General features: G+C 55.7%; 13 protein-coding genes. 9 read left to right on the forward strand and 4 right to left on the reverse strand.

From position 1 onward, the window contains the following. Positions 1–163: 163 nt before the first annotated feature. The 5 genes from RTX30_RS12075 (at position 164) to ghrB (ending at position 5333) form a co-directional block, all read left to right on the forward strand. Positions 164–1180, forward strand: coding sequence for a LacI family DNA-binding transcriptional regulator (locus RTX30_RS12075; protein WP_312690053.1), 1017 nt, complete (start codon positions 164–166; stop codon positions 1178–1180). A 112-nt stretch (positions 1181–1292) separates the two neighbouring features. After that, positions 1293–2054 (forward strand): sugar phosphate isomerase/epimerase, encoded by a 762-nt coding sequence (locus RTX30_RS12080; RefSeq protein ID WP_312690055.1) that lies wholly within the window; start codon positions 1293–1295, stop codon positions 2052–2054. Then, positions 2047–2988: a sugar kinase gene (locus tag RTX30_RS12085; RefSeq protein ID WP_312690057.1), complete on the forward strand. Its 942-nt coding sequence runs from the start codon at positions 2047–2049 to the stop codon at positions 2986–2988. The genes RTX30_RS12080 and RTX30_RS12085 overlap by 8 nt, the downstream gene beginning before the upstream one ends. Before the next feature lie 81 nt (positions 2989–3069). Continuing rightward, positions 3070–4362: an MFS transporter gene (locus RTX30_RS12090; RefSeq protein ID WP_312690059.1), complete on the forward strand. Its 1293-nt coding sequence runs from the start codon at positions 3070–3072 to the stop codon at positions 4360–4362. Beyond that, positions 4359–5333 carry a glyoxylate/hydroxypyruvate reductase GhrB gene (gene ghrB, locus RTX30_RS12095; protein ID WP_312690060.1) on the forward strand — a complete coding sequence of 325 codons (975 nt, stop codon included), beginning with the start codon at positions 4359–4361 and terminating at the stop codon, positions 5331–5333. The genes RTX30_RS12090 and ghrB overlap by 4 nt, the downstream gene beginning before the upstream one ends. Before the next feature lie 82 nt (positions 5334–5415). Here ghrB and RTX30_RS12100 read toward each other — a convergent pair whose 3' ends face one another. After that, a complete protein-coding gene (locus RTX30_RS12100; protein ID WP_263098844.1) occupies positions 5416–6129 on the reverse strand; it encodes a DUF3053 domain-containing protein in 714 nt (237 codons plus the stop codon). Positions 6130–6518: 389 nt separating this feature from the next. Between RTX30_RS12100 and RTX30_RS12105 the strand changes: the two genes are divergently transcribed. Beyond that, positions 6519–6812: an HTH-type transcriptional regulator gene (locus RTX30_RS12105; RefSeq protein ID WP_312690067.1), complete on the forward strand. Its 294-nt coding sequence runs from the start codon at positions 6519–6521 to the stop codon at positions 6810–6812. A 36-nt stretch (positions 6813–6848) separates the two neighbouring features. Here RTX30_RS12105 and RTX30_RS12110 read toward each other — a convergent pair whose 3' ends face one another. After that, positions 6849–8468: an ABC-F family ATP-binding cassette domain-containing protein gene (locus tag RTX30_RS12110; protein ID WP_312690068.1), complete on the reverse strand. Its 1620-nt coding sequence runs from the start codon at positions 8466–8468 to the stop codon at positions 6849–6851. Between the two features lie 413 nt (positions 8469–8881). Here RTX30_RS12110 and RTX30_RS12115 point away from each other — a divergent pair, with 413 nt between their 5' ends. From RTX30_RS12115 to RTX30_RS12125, 3 genes are read left to right on the forward strand one after another with little or no spacing between them, the layout of a single operon-like run. Then, positions 8882–9250, forward strand: a complete 369-nt coding sequence (locus tag RTX30_RS12115; protein WP_312690070.1) for a response regulator — start codon at positions 8882–8884, stop codon at positions 9248–9250. Continuing rightward, positions 9247–9891, forward strand: coding sequence for a chemotaxis protein CheC (locus tag RTX30_RS12120; RefSeq protein WP_312690072.1), 645 nt, complete (start codon positions 9247–9249; stop codon positions 9889–9891). The genes RTX30_RS12115 and RTX30_RS12120 overlap by 4 nt, the downstream gene beginning before the upstream one ends. Positions 9892–9893: 2 nt before the next feature. Next, entirely contained in the window at positions 9894–10877 is a 984-nt protein-coding gene (locus RTX30_RS12125) for a diguanylate cyclase (protein WP_312690074.1), read from the forward strand. Between the two features lie 52 nt (positions 10878–10929). On the opposite strand, the gene glyS is transcribed toward RTX30_RS12125, so the two are convergent. Together glyS and glyQ are read right to left on the reverse strand one after the other, a co-directional pair. Further along, positions 10930–12999, reverse strand: a complete 2070-nt coding sequence (gene glyS / locus RTX30_RS12130; protein ID WP_312690076.1) for a glycine--tRNA ligase subunit beta — start codon at positions 12997–12999, stop codon at positions 10930–10932. Between the two features lie 9 nt (positions 13000–13008). Further along, a complete protein-coding gene (gene glyQ / locus RTX30_RS12135) occupies positions 13009–13920 on the reverse strand; it encodes a glycine--tRNA ligase subunit alpha (RefSeq protein ID WP_312690077.1) in 912 nt (303 codons plus the stop codon). Between the last annotated feature and the right edge of the window lie 53 nt (positions 13921–13973).

Below are 13973 nucleotides of genomic sequence, written 5' to 3' on the forward strand. Positions count from 1 at the left end.
CATTGCGTTCTATCATCCACAGTGACGTTGGGATAGCAAAGAATTAAACGTCATTACGCGCATACCAGAGGTGATAAGCGCGGCAAAGACATTATCTTAGTGCTTGATTGAACGCCATTTCGCGCTAAGGTGTGGGCAAATATTCACGGCGAGGGACGCAGTCATGGCGAAAACAGCACGCGCAACCATTAGCGATGTCGCAAAAGCAGCGAAAACCGGTAAAACCAGTATTTCCCGCTACCTGAATGGTGAAAAACACCTGCTGTCCGCCGCGCTGCTGGCGCGTATTGAACAGGCGATAGCCGAGCTGGATTACCGCCCCAGCCTGATGGCGCGCGGCCTGAAACGTGGGCGTACCCGCCTGATTGGTTTGATCATCGCCGATATCACCAATCCTTACTCTGTACATGTGTTAAGCGGCATTGAGGCGGCGTGCCGCGAGAAAGGCTTCACTCCGCTGGTGTGTAACACCAACAACGAAGTCGATCAGGAGTTGCACTATCTTGACCTGCTGCGCAGCTACCAGGTCGAGGGCATTGTGGTCAACGCGGTCGGCATGCGTGAAGAAGGGCTTAATCGCCTGCAACAATCCGCTCTGCCAATGGTACTTATCGACCGCAAAATTCCGGATTTCGCCTGTGATGTTGTCGGACTGGATAACACCCATGCCGCCACTACCGCCACGGAGCATTTGATTGAACAGGGCTTCGAGGCGTTACTTTTTCTCAGCGAACCGCTTGGCACGGTCAATACCCGCCGCGAACGCCTAAGCGCCTTTCGCGCCACGCTCGCGCGTTATCCTGGCGTGGTGGCAGAAAACGCCGAAACGCCGCTGCATGACGCCGCCATCATGGACAATGTCTTGCGTCAGTTCCACGCCAGCCACCGGGGCATGCGTAAAGCCGTGATTTCCGCCAATGGCGCATTAACTCTGCAAGTGGCGCGGGCTTTAAAACGCATCGGGTTGAACTGGGGTAGCGATATCGGTTTGCTCGGCTTTGATGAACTGGAGTGGGCAGAACTGGCAGGTGTCGGGATCACTACGCTCAAACAACCCACCTGGCAAATCGGCTATGCCGCTGTAGAACAAGTGGTACGGCGCATCGAAGGCCACAGCGACACCGTGCACGAGCAGGTATTTTCCGGCGAATTGATCGTTCGCGGCTCCACCTCACGCTAAAAGCTTCGTGATAGTGATCATAAATTCGGCACAGTAAACTTTTCTTTGGAACCGGTTCCATCTAGCGTTAAAGGCAGACTGAAGTCATGTCGATCGATGTTGGAGCCGGACTATGCAGAGAAAGATTATTGTTGTCACCGCCGCCTATGGCCATGACGCTATTGACGCGCTGGGCGGGCAATTGGCCCTGTTACCGATTGTGGCCGACGCAGGCGCTGACGGGGTGGAAATCCGCCGCGAATTGTTGAGCGAAGCCGAACTGACTCACTTGCCAGCACTGGCGCGCGCCGTACAAAACCACCACTTGCAGGCCTGCTACTCCGCGCCAGAGCCGTTGTGCCTCGAAGACGGCGCACTCAACCCCCGCCTGCCGCAATTACTGGCCGAAGCACAAACGCTGAACGCGCTGTGGCTGAAAGTTTCCCTGGGTCACTTTCGTCATAGCGCGGAGCTTGAGACGCTACGGGAATGGCTGGCGAACAGCACGGTGGGGCTGGTGGTGGAAAATGATCAAACCGAATGCGGCAGGCTGGCGCCAATGCTGCGTTTTAAGGCAGCCTGCCATACGCTGGCCCTGCCCGTCACACTGACTTTCGATACGGGCAACTGGCTCTGGGTGGGCGATTCGCCGGAAGAAGCCGCACGCCAGTTGGCACCCGCCGTCAGCTATATCCATGTAAAAGCCGCCATTGCGCATGGCGATCGCTATCGCGCTGTGCCGCCTGACCTGGCGGATCCCCGCTGGCTAACCCTGCTGGATAACCTCCCGGCAGATGCGCCGCGCGGTATTGAATTCCCGCTTGAAGGCGATGATCTCGCCGCCGTCACACGTCGTTACGTAAATGCCTTACGGAAGGAGCCACGCCATGCATAGCCCACTGGATGTTGTCACTGTCGGTGAAGCCATGGCGATGTTCGTCGCCACCGAAACCGGCGATCTGGCCGCTGCCGGGCAGTTTATTAAACGTGCAGCAGGCGCAGAGCTGAATGTGGCCACCGGACTGGCGCGGCTCGGCCTGAAGGTGAGCTGGATAAGCCGTGTCGGCGATGACAGCTTTGGCCGTTTTATTCTCGATACGCTGCAAAAAGAGGGGATTGACCGTACAGGCGTGACGCTGGACGGGCGTTATCCGACCGGTTTTCAGTTGAAATCTAAAGCCGAAAATGGAACCGATCCCATTGTGGAATATTTCCGTAAAGGCTCCGCCGCTAGCCATTTGTCGCCAGAAGATTTCAATAATGCCGTTTTCCGTCAGGCACGGCACCTGCATTTAAGCGGCGTGGCCGCAGCGTTATCCGACTCGTCATATGCCTTGCTGAACCATGCGGTAAACATCATGAAATCACAGGGCAGGACAATCTCTTTCGATCCCAATCTGCGCCCGGTGTTGTGGCGTAGCGAAGCAGAGATGGTAGAGAAACTGAACCAGCTCGCCTTCCAGGCAGACTGGGTGTTGCCAGGGTTAAAAGAGGGCATCACCCTGACGGGCCAACACACGCCGGAAGGCATTGCGGATTTCTATCTGCAACGCGGCGTGCAGGCCGTGGTGATCAAGACCGGGCCGGATGGCGCCTGGTTTAAAAACGCCAGCGGCGAGCAAGGTGCCGTTGCGCCGATAAAAGTGGACAACGTTGTAGACACTGTCGGCGCCGGAGATGGCTTCGCTGTGGGCGTGATCAGCGCCCTGCTGGAGGGCAAAACCCTGGTCGATGCAGTGCGCCGTGGTAACACCATTGGCGCGCTGGCGATACAAGTGCCAGGCGACAGCGAAGGTTTGCCAACGCGTGAGCAGTTAGGCGCGTGGTAGTTTTTCGCCTGTTTCGCCGCAAATAACACCGATCTGTCCCCTACAAACAGACGGCGAGTAACCTCAACTGGAGGCAGCCTTATGAATAAAGCAACGAATCCGACAAAACGCTGGCTGTATATTATGCCGATTGTGTTTATCACCTACAGTCTGGCTTATCTGGACCGGGCGAACTTTAGTTTCGCCTCTGCCGCCGGGATCAATGACGATCTGGGCATTACCAAAGGGATCTCGTCTCTGCTGGGTGCCCTCTTCTTTCTTGGGTACTTCTTTTTCCAGATCCCCGGCGCGGTCTATGCCGAACGCCGTAGCGTGCGTAAGCTGATTTTTATCTGCCTGATTTTATGGGGCGGTTGTGCGTCGTTAACCGGCGTGGTCAACAACATCCCCATGCTGGCGGCGATCCGCTTTATCCTTGGTGTAGTGGAAGCGGCCGTGATGCCAGCCATGCTGATTTATATCAGTAACTGGTTTACCAAATCGGAACGCTCACGCGCGAATACGTTTCTGATCCTCGGCAACCCGGTCACTGTGCTGTGGATGTCAGTGGTGTCTGGCTATTTGATTCAGTCCTTTGGCTGGCGCGAAATGTTTATCATTGAAGGCATTCCAGCGGTGATTTGGGCGTTCTGCTGGTGGGTGCTGGTTAAAGATAAACCTGAACAGGTGAACTGGCTTTCCGGCGAAGAAAAAGCGGCGCTTAAGGCCCAACTGGATAAAGAGCAACAGGGTATTAAAGCTGTGCGCAACTACAGTGAAGCCTTCCGCTCACGTAATGTCATCCTGCTGTGTCTGCAGTATTTCGCCTGGAGTATTGGCGTGTATGGGTTTGTGCTGTGGCTGCCGTCCATTATCCGCAGCGGCGGCGAAAACCTCGGCATGGTCGAAGTGGGCTGGTTGTCGTCGGTTCCTTACCTCGCGGCCACGCTGGCAATGCTACTGGCGTCCTGGGCATCGGATAAACTGCAAAACCGCAAACTGTTCGTCTGGCCTCTGCTGCTGATGGGTGCCTTCGCGTTTATCGGCTCCTGGGCGGTGGGCGCGAACCACTTCTGGATCTCCTACACGTTACTGGTCATCGCCGGCGCGGCAATGTATGCGCCGTATGGGCCATTCTTCGCGATTATTCCCGAGATGCTGCCACGTAACGTTGCCGGCGGCGCAATGGCGTTAATCAACAGCATGGGCGCGCTGGGCTCGTTCTGTGGTTCCTGGGTTGTAGGGTATCTGAACGGCGCGACCGGCAGCCCGGCAGCGTCGTACATTTTCATGGGGGTAGCGCTTTTCGCCTCTGTGTGGCTTACTTTAATTGTTAAGCCTGCTAACAATAAATTGGTTTCGGCAGGCGCATCACCACGAGGGAGAACCGCATGAAGCCGTCCATCATCCTGTACAAAGTCTTGCCCGAAGACTTGCTCAAGCGTCTGGAAACGCACTTTACCGTCACCCAGGTTGCCGATCTGAAGCCGCAAACCGTCGAGCAGCACGCCGACGCCTTCGCCAGTGCGCAGGGATTGCTGGGGTCCAGTGAAAAAGTGGATCAAGCGCTGCTGGAGAAGATGCCGCACCTGCGCGCCACTTCTACCGTTTCCGTCGGGTATGACAACTTTGATGTGGATGCGCTGAATGCCCGCAAAATTTTGCTGATGCACACGCCGACCGTTCTGACCGAAACCGTTGCCGATACCATCATGGCGCTGGTGCTGAGCAGCGCCCGCCGGGTAGTAGAAGTGGCTAATCGGGTGAAAGCGGGCGAGTGGAAGTCCGGCATCGGCGCGGACTGGTTTGGTGTCGATGTCCATCATAAAACGTTGGGTATTATCGGCATGGGGCGGATCGGTATGGCGCTGGCCCAGCGCGCGCATTTTGGATTCGGCATGCCCGTTCTGTATAACGCTCGCCGCCATCATACCGAGGCAGAGGAGCGCTTTCAGGCACGTTATTGTGACCTGGAGACGCTCCTGAAAGAGTCCGATTTTATTTGCCTGATCCTGCCGCTTACTGACGAAACGCACCATTTAATTGGCGAGAAACAGTTCGCCATGATGAAAAAGTCCGCCATCTTTATTAACGCCGGTCGCGGCCCGGTAGTTGACGAACAAGCACTGGTGCATGCTCTGCAAAGCGGTGAAATCCACGCTGCCGGGCTGGATGTGTTTGAAAAAGAGCCGCTGCCCGCCGACTCCCCGCTGTTGTCGTTACCCAATGTGGTCGCACTGCCGCATATTGGCTCTGCCACGCACGAAACGCGCTACAACATGGCGGCGTGCGCGGTGGATAACCTGATAGACGCATTGAAGGGTAACGTGGAGAAAAACTGCGTTAACCCGCAGGTGGCTGGCTAAATTAATCACCCCTCCCTGCGGGGGGTCAGAGATGACAATAAAAAAGAGGCGATAATCGCCTCTTTTTTTTGCCCGCACCGGATTATTGTTGCGTGGCGTTGACGGTTGCCGTCCAGGCCTGAGTAAACGCCTGATGCTGCGCCGCCAGCGGCCCAATCAGCGCATTGTACTGGCTGGCCTGTTGCGAGGTCGGGAACTGAATACCATTGGCGACAAAGCTCACCTGGTTATTCTGCTGCGCAATAAAATCACCGACCTGTACCAGCTGCTGAGTGAAGATCTGCGCCGCCGGGATCAGCGGTTGCAGCGCATTGGCCGGGTTGGTCACGACTTTGGTAAACACCTGGTCATACACCGGCTTCAAATCATCCGCTTGTTTCAGCGCCGCGTGTGAAGCGTCCGCCTGCATTTTGGCGTTTTGCAACTGCTGACTCAGCACGCCCAGCGAGCCATTGGCCTGACGAAGCGGTTCGCGCTGCGTCATATAATCCTGCGGTACGCGAATGGCGTTTACGCTGTCCACGACCGGACGTAAACCCGAATCCATGGCCTGATTAACCTGCTGGGAATAGCCATAAATGACGGCATAGTCAGAAACAAACGGGCCAAATTGCTTTTTCTGATCCGCCGTCAGGGCAGGCAGCCGTTCGCTGCTACGCATCGCGGTATTTTGCAGGAAATCGATAAACGCCTTGCGTTGATCGCCTTCTTTGTCGAAACACCCACTCAGGCTAACTACCATTAATAACGCCGCAAGTGGCGCAAACCAGCGAGAGCAGGACTTACCTGTCGCCATTTTATTACTCCTTTCACCCAAAAAAGCGCACACCGACACCCGTGTGCCGATGGCTAACAAGGATAGTCCAGGTCAGCCTTGCAAGATACCCTTTCCTTGCATTCTTATGCCGGAAAAAGCGCGCCGGGAGAGCACGTTACCACGCTTGCGTCACTGCGCCCTACATACAACAATTTGCTGACTATTTACAAAAAAATACTGAGCGCGGGCAGTCTGTGAGTAATCAAGCAATTAAGTGCCATAAAAATGCCTGAACATGCATCTCCAGGGCATCAAAAGCCCCACATAGCACGATTAGCCACTGAGGCAACCACACACCAGGACTTTTCCCGACTATTCTTAACAGGCTGTATCACGATCCCGCTGTGTGATTTTAAGAGGAGTTCTCAATGGAATACAAAGATCCTGTGTTTGAACTGCTGAGTAGTTTGGAACAGATTGTATTAAAAAGTGATGTAACACAGCCGGTTACCCTGAGCCAAAAGCCAAACACCTTTAATGAGTTTGAACGATTGAGACGGGGTACCGGCCTGAAAATTGACGACTTCGCGCGTGCGATGGGCGTCAGCGTCTCCATTGTTCACGAGTGGGAATCACAACGTATAAAACCCACTGCGACAGAGATGAAACTGATGCGTCTTATTCATGCCAACCCGACGCTCAGTAAGCAACTTATTGACTAAGTGATGCCCGACCCCCGTCAAGACGGGGGTTTATGTTTATACCCTTTCGCAACGCCACCCCGTATCCTGCCATTCAACACTGTGCGTTAGCATTAATCCTTGTAAGAACGCCTCATCGTGCGATACCACCAGCATTGCTCCAGGAAATGACGCCAGTGCGACTTCAATGGCACGGGTTGATACCAAATCAAGATGGTTTGTCGGCTCATCCAGCAGCAAAAGCTGTGTCGCCTCACGTCGCCACAACACACAGGCCAGTGCGGCTTTCAGGCGTTCACCGCCGCTGAGCGCAGCCAGCGGAAGCGTGACTTTATCCGCCCCCAGTTGCAGTTGCGCCAGACGCGTGCGCAGCACGCCTTCTTCAAGCGGCGTATTCTCCAGGTTGAGATGCTCCATCACCGACAGGCTGAGATCCCACTGCGTCAGATGCTGGTCAAGGTAAGCGGCCGTGACCGAAAGTTGGCAACATCCGGAAACGGGCACCACTTCGCCAAGAATGAGCTTCAGCAATGTCGATTTACCGCAACCATTTGGACCTCGCAACGCCACACGCATTGGCCCGTCGATACGCCAGTTCAACGCTGGCATCGCCACCCAGGGCAGAACCAGATCGTCGATCACCAGCACCTGCTTTCCATCAGCAATATGGCTGCCCGGTAACGTAAAGAGCACAGGAGCCTCTTCCTCTACCCTTTCCCGAGCCTGCCTGACCGCCGTATTGAGCGCATCGTTTTGCTCGCGATGCTGCTTGCGCCAGCTCGCAGGGCGCTCTTTCGCCGCGTTTTTATACCTGACCCGCTCGAACGAGGCGATATTCAGCGTGTCCACCGTGCGCAGGGTATGGGCAGAGCGCCGCTGGCTGGCATCATGCTCTTTCTGCATGCGGTGTCGCGTGCGTCGGCGTTCGGTGGCGGCATGTTCCAGCATCGCTTTCGCCGCCTGCTGCTCGCTTTCCCGCTGGCGCTCGTACTCGTCATAATTCCCGCCGTAGCTGTGCAGGCCTGCAGGCGTCAGTTCGAGAATGCGGGGCATTAGCGCCAGTAACTCGCGATCGTGAGAGGCCACCAGCGCGCCGCCGTGCCAGCGTGACAGGCCTTCGTAAAACCAGGCCCGCCCTTCCCGATCCAGATGGTTTGTCGGCTCATCCAGCAGCAGGTAATCCGCACCGGTCATTAACGCACTGCTCAGCAGGGCGCGCATTCGTTCACCGCCGCTCAGGTCAGCGGCAGGTTTATTCGGGTCAAACGCCGGTAACCCGGCCCGGATAAAGGCCAGTTGCAGGCGCTCGGGCAGATCCCAACCCCCTTCCAGCACGTTGAGATCGTCTGATTGATACTCACCGCGTTCGATGCGATCACGGGCGGCAAAAACATCGCCATACCCCAGAAATTCAGCCAGCGTCGTCGTTGCCGTTACCACAGGTTGTTGAGACACCCAGGCCAGGGTGCCAAAGCGTTCGATATGACCGGCAGCGGGAGTTTCCAGCCCTGCCAGCAGCCGCAGTAGCTGCGTTTTACCCGCACCGTTGCGGCCAACCAGCCCACATAGCGAGGGTTCAAGTGACAGGTTTAACGGGCCGAAAAGGGTTTCGCCCGTCGCAAACTGACAGGTGAGCTGATGCAAAATAAAAGCAGGGGATTGCGCACAATGAGCCATAAGCACTCCTGAATGAAATCAATACCTTTCCCCGCTGACGCCATGGCGTTTAGCAAGGAACCGAATTCATCAGTCGTGTTTGTTCATTTTCCAGGTGCGCTCCAGTGAGACGAGACGTTCGTCGGGGCAAAGCATAGCCGTAACCTCCGCTGAGCTTCAAGCTTAAATTTTCACCCTCTTCCTTAAAGGGGCTAATTGTTTGTCCAATAATGCCGATGAATAAGATGACTTAACTAAAAGTGGCAAGCCGTGCGTGTCTTTCGGGCAGGCAACCTCGCAAAGCAAACGACTCAAAAAGGTTACGCATCCGCGTTATTGCGTCGAATTGTGCTGTGGCATTCATCAGGGAAGATAGCCCCCGGAATAGGTGCATTGTTGTTGTTTTTGCGGCAATGAACGATAAAAGAGAATGAATGATGTCCAGATATATTCTTATTGTTGATGACAGCCGTCTGTCCCGAATGATTTCACGCCAGTATGTCACGAACCTGCATAACGACTGGAAAATTGATGAAGCCGGGACGGGCGAAGAAGCGATCGAACTCGCATCCGCGACGACGCCGTGGCTTATCCTGCTGGATGTGAACATGCCCGGTATTGGCGGGATTGAAACCGCCTCGCGTATCCGTCAATCCCACCCTGAAACACACATTGTGTTGCTGACAGCAAACGTGCAGAACTCGATTCAGGTCGCGGCTGAAGAGCTCGGTCTGGGTTTTCTGGCAAAACCGCTGAAAGAGCCACAACTCCATGCCCTGCTCAATAGCATGGAGGTGAAATGATGAGTGAACTCCCGGATATCACCGACATTGAATCAGACAGCCTGATGGAGATCTTCAACATAGGCGTTGGCCACGCGGCCGCCGCGATGAGCAATATCGTCAATGAAGAAGTCCGTATGTCTGTGCCAACCCTCCGCTTCACCCCGCGCTCGGAAGCCGCCGATGAGCTGGGTGCCGGCATGTCCCTGTTTGGCATCAGCCAGCATTATGAAGGGGCTTATGCGACCGAAGCGATTTTGATGTTTCCGGAAGCCGCCAGTTTTGAGATTGTGCGCATGATGGTCGGCGACCTGATCCCAGCACACGAACTGGGGGAGATGGAGCGCGAAGCGATGAGCGAAATCGGCAATATCGTGCTCAATGCCTGCGTCGGGACGCTGGCCAATATGTTCCAGAAGGAGTTGCAAGGCTCGTTGCCCGTTGTGAGGGTGGGTACCAGCAAGCAGATCCTCAACCCGAACAAAGACGAAAGCGATCCGCTGGTGATGATGCTGCGCATCGATTTTTCTCTTGAGCGCCAGCAAATCCAGGGCTATCTGGCTTTTATTCTTGATATGTCTGCGCTGCGTGACTTACGCGAGCAAATACGGTTGTACATCAGCCGTTTAGAATCCGGTAGCGTGCCTGACGGAATGCAATAATCATGAAAGATAAGTTGTTATTGGATGCATTTTCAGCGCTTAGCCTTGGTGTCATCATTGTTGACGCCCACTACCGTATTACCCAGTGGAACGCCTGGTTAGAGGCGCATACCGGACATGCGGCCAGTGACACTACCGGCAAGAATTTCTTTAGTGTATTCCCTGACCTGGAGCATCATCGCGTGGGTGATGCTATTCGTCAGGCCATTAATCACAATTTATCTTCATTGCTTTCTCAGTCGCTGCACCGCTCGCCGTTCCCGCTGTTTGCTGAACCGGCCCGGCCAGGCGCACGCCTCAGCCAGGCCGTCACCATCGTCCCGCTGGGCGAAACCGAGCGTTATTGTCTTATTCAGATAGTCGATGTCACCGCTGCCGTTCGCCGTGAATCTCTGCTGCGTGAACAGGCAAATGAGCTGCTGGCTCAGTCCCTGTCCGATGGACTAACAGGTGTGGGCAATCGGCGCTATTTTGATCTCTGCATTGACCGGGAGTGGCGGGCCAGCAAGCGCAATAATAAATCCTTGTCGCTGCTGTTGATTGATGTCGACTATTTTAAGCTCTACAACGACTGTTACGGTCACCAGCGCGGAGACGAATGTCTGAAGCAGATTGCGACCGCCATGCGCGGCGCGCTGGAAAACGCCAACGATGTGCTGTTCCGTTACGGTGGCGAGGAGTTTTGCGCGCTGTTACCGGAGACACGCTCAGCCGATGCCGTCGAAGTGGCTGAACGCCTGCGCACCCGCGTGCAGATGCTCGATTTACCGCACATCAGCTCGCCGGATGGCATCGTCAGTGTCAGTATCGGCGTTGCCAGCCTGAGCCAGAAAAACCACTCCGAATACGGTCAGCTTATTCAGTGCGCGGATAACGCGTTGTATGAAGCCAAACGTGCCGGGCGCAATAGCGTGCGGGTCAAAACGACCTTCACAAAATTCGCACCCTTTACGGGGACCGCCTGTGGAAATCCTCCGCACCCCTGAATTTCGGGCATAAAAAAACCCGCCGCGCTGGCGGGTTTTTTATAACACACGGTTATTGCAGCAGGGAGATATCCGCTACCTGCAAGAACAACTCACGCAGTTTCGACAGCAAGGTCAAACGGTTGACCCGCACGTCTTTATCGTCGGCGTTAACCATTACCTGTTCGAAGAACTCATCGACCGGCTCACGCAGCGCTGCCAGCTCGATCAGCGCTTGCTGATAACGGCCCTCAGCGAAGAACGGCTGCAGCTTGTCGCGCAGCACAACGAGATTGCCCGCCAGCTTGATTTCCGCCGCTTCTTTCAGCACCGACGCGTGAACCATATCGTTCAGTGTCTCATCGGATTTCGCCAGAATGTTGGAAACACGCTTGTTGGCTGCCGCCAGCGCCGCGGCCTCTTCCAGCGTACGGAAGTGTGAAACCGCCTTCATGCGGGCATCGAAGTCCGCCGGTTTGGTCGGACGACGTGCCAGCACCGCCTGAATGGTATCGACGCTGTAACCTTCGTCCTGATACCAGGCGCGGAAACGGCCCAGCATAAAGTCGATTACATCGTCAGTCACTTTAGCGTTGGTCAGCTTGTCGCCGTACAGACGCACGGCTTCTTCGGTCAGGGTCTGCAGATCCAGCGCGAGGTTCTTCTCAACGATGATACGCAGCACGCCCAGCGCTGCACGGCGCAGTGCGAACGGATCTTTGTCGCCTTTCGGATGCTGACCAATACCAAAGATACCCGCCAGGGTGTCCATCTTATCGGCAATCGCCAGTGCGCAGGCAATTGGGTTTGATGGCAGGTCGTCCCCGGCAAAACGCGGCTGATACTGCTCGTTCAGTGCAACGGCCACATCTTCCGCTTCGCCGTCGTGACGCGCATAGTGCATACCCATCACGCCCTGGGTGTCGGTAAATTCAAACACCATATTGGTCATCAGGTCGCACTTGGAGAGCAGGCCCGCGCGGGTGGCATGGTTCACATCCGCGCCGATTTGCCCGGCGATCCAACCCGCCAGCGCCTGAATACGGTCAGTCTTGTCGCGCAGCGTACCCAGTTGCTGCTGGAACAGCACGGTTTGCAGACGCGGCAGATGATCTTCAAGGCGTTTCTTGCGGTCGGTATTAAAGAAGAACTCGGCGTCCGCCAGACGCGGGCGCACCACTTTTTCGTTACCCGAGATGATTTGCGTCGGATCTTTCGACTCAATATTGGCCACGAAGATAAAGTGCGGCAGCAGTTTGCCGTCGTTATCATAAACCGGGAAGTACTTCTGATCGCCCTTCATGGTGTAAACCAGCGCTTCGGCTGGAACCGCGAGGAATTTCTCTTCAAATTTCGCGGTCAGCACCACTGGCCATTCTACCAGCGAGGTCACTTCTTCCAGCAGGCTGTCGCTCAGATCGGCATTACCGCCGATGTTGCGCGCCGCTTCTTCGGCATGCGCTTTGATTTTTGCTTTACGCGCCGCATAGTCAGCAACCACTTTGCCGCGCTCCAGCAGGATTTGCGGATACTGGTCTGCATTATCGATGGTGAACTCCGGCTCGCCCATAAAGCGATGGCCGCGGATCACGCGATCGGAACTGATACCCAGAATGTTGGCCGGCACAACAGCATCGCCCAACAGCAGGGTAACCGTATGCACAGGACGCACGAAATGCACGTCGGACGCGCCCCAGCGCATCAGTTTCGGTATCGGCAATTTGCCCAGCGCGGTTGCCACCATGTTCGGCAGCAGGGTTTCAACGCTTTCGCCCTTCACATGGGCACGGTACAGCAACCATTCGCCTTTGTCGGTAGTCAGACGTTCTGCCTGATCGACCGTGATCCCGCAACCGCGTGCCCAGCCTTCAGCCGCTTTGCTCGGTTTCCCTTCGGCATCAAATGCCTGGGCAATCGCCGGGCCGCGTTTTTCAACTTCGCGATCCGGTTGTGCGGCAGCCAGTTTCGCCACTTTCAGCGCCAGACGGCGCGGGGCGGCAAACCACTGAACATCGCCATGCGCGACGCCAGCCGCATCCAGTTCTGCGGTAAAGTTGGCAGCGAAGGACTCAGCCAGGCTGCGCAGTGCTTTTGGTGGCAGCTCTTCGGTGCCGATCTCCACCAGGAAAGTTTTCTCAGACATGGCCGCCTCTTATTTATTTCTGTTGCACATCGGGAAGCCAAGGGCTTCACGGGAAGCGTAGTACGCCTCAGCGACTGCTTTGGTCAGCGTGCGGATACGCAGAATGTAGCGCTGACGTTCCGTCACGGAGATGGCTTTGCGCGCATCCAGCAGGTTGAAGCTGTGGGCGGCCTTCAGAATGCGCTCGTAAGCAGGCAGCGGCAGCGGGTTTTCAAGCGCCAGCAGTTGCTGGGCTTCTTTTTCATACTGTTCAAAGCAGGTGAACAGGAAATCGACATCCGCATATTCGAAGTTGTAAGTGGACTGCTCCACTTCGTTCTGATGGAACACGTCGCCGTAGGTGGTTTTACCCAGCGGGCCGTCGCTCCAGACCAGGTCGTAAACGCTGTCTACACCCTGGATGTACATGGCCAGACGTTCCAGACCATAGGTGATTTCGCCGGTGACCGGTTTGCACTCCAGGCCGCCAACCTGCTGGAAGTAGGTGAACTGTGTGACTTCCATACCGTTGAGCCATACTTCCCAACCCAGCCCCCAGGCACCCAGCGTCGGGTTTTCCCAGTTATCTTCCACAAAGCGGATATCGTGGATTTCCGGGTCCATACCCAGCTCTTTCAGCGACCCGAGATACAGCTCCTGAATATTATCCGGAGAAGGTTTAATCACGACCTGGAACTGATAGTAGTGCTGTAAACGGTTCGGGTTTTCGCCATAACGACCGTCAGTCGGACGGCGGGAAGGCTGCACATACGCGGTCGCCATCGGTTCTGGCCCCAACGCGCGCAGGCAGGTCATCGGGTGAGAGGTGCCGGCGCCAACTTCCATGTCCAGAGGTTGAACAATGGTGCAGCCCTGACGAGCCCAGTAATCCTGTAAGGTCAGGATCAGGCCCTGGAAGGTCCTGGTATCAAACTTTTGCATATTATTTCGTGCTGGATACGTGTGGATTTAAAGGAAGCGCTCAGTATACCCGC

This window comes from Kosakonia sp. (genome assembly GCF_032052965.1).
Lineage (GTDB): Bacteria > Pseudomonadota > Gammaproteobacteria > Enterobacterales > Enterobacteriaceae > Kosakonia.

Bases quoted from the DNA above. Each gene is read 5' to 3' on its own strand.
- RTX30_RS12115 (WP_312690070.1), top strand. From the start codon at position 8,882: ATGATGTCCAGATATATTCTTATTGTTGATGACAGCCGTCTGTCCCGA.
- RTX30_RS12105 (WP_312690067.1), top strand. From the start codon at position 6,519: ATGGAATACAAAGATCCTGTGTTTGAACTGCTGAGTAGTTTGGAACAG.
- RTX30_RS12080 (WP_312690055.1), top strand. From the start codon at position 1,293: ATGCAGAGAAAGATTATTGTTGTCACCGCCGCCTATGGCCATGACGCT.
- ghrB (WP_312690060.1), top strand. From the start codon at position 4,359: ATGAAGCCGTCCATCATCCTGTACAAAGTCTTGCCCGAAGACTTGCTC.
- RTX30_RS12085 (WP_312690057.1), top strand. From the start codon at position 2,047: ATGCATAGCCCACTGGATGTTGTCACTGTCGGTGAAGCCATGGCGATG.
- RTX30_RS12125 (WP_312690074.1), top strand. From the start codon at position 9,894: ATGAAAGATAAGTTGTTATTGGATGCATTTTCAGCGCTTAGCCTTGGT.
- RTX30_RS12075 (WP_312690053.1), top strand. From the start codon at position 164: ATGGCGAAAACAGCACGCGCAACCATTAGCGATGTCGCAAAAGCAGCG.
- RTX30_RS12090 (WP_312690059.1), top strand. From the start codon at position 3,070: ATGAATAAAGCAACGAATCCGACAAAACGCTGGCTGTATATTATGCCG.
- RTX30_RS12100 (WP_263098844.1), bottom strand. From the start codon at position 6,129: ATGGCGACAGGTAAGTCCTGCTCTCGCTGGTTTGCGCCACTTGCGGCG.
- RTX30_RS12110 (WP_312690068.1), bottom strand. From the start codon at position 8,468: ATGGCTCATTGTGCGCAATCCCCTGCTTTTATTTTGCATCAGCTCACC.
- RTX30_RS12120 (WP_312690072.1), top strand. From the start codon at position 9,247: ATGATGAGTGAACTCCCGGATATCACCGACATTGAATCAGACAGCCTG.
- glyQ (WP_312690077.1), bottom strand. From the start codon at position 13,920: ATGCAAAAGTTTGATACCAGGACCTTCCAGGGCCTGATCCTGACCTTA.
- glyS (WP_312690076.1), bottom strand. From the start codon at position 12,999: ATGTCTGAGAAAACTTTCCTGGTGGAGATCGGCACCGAAGAGCTGCCA.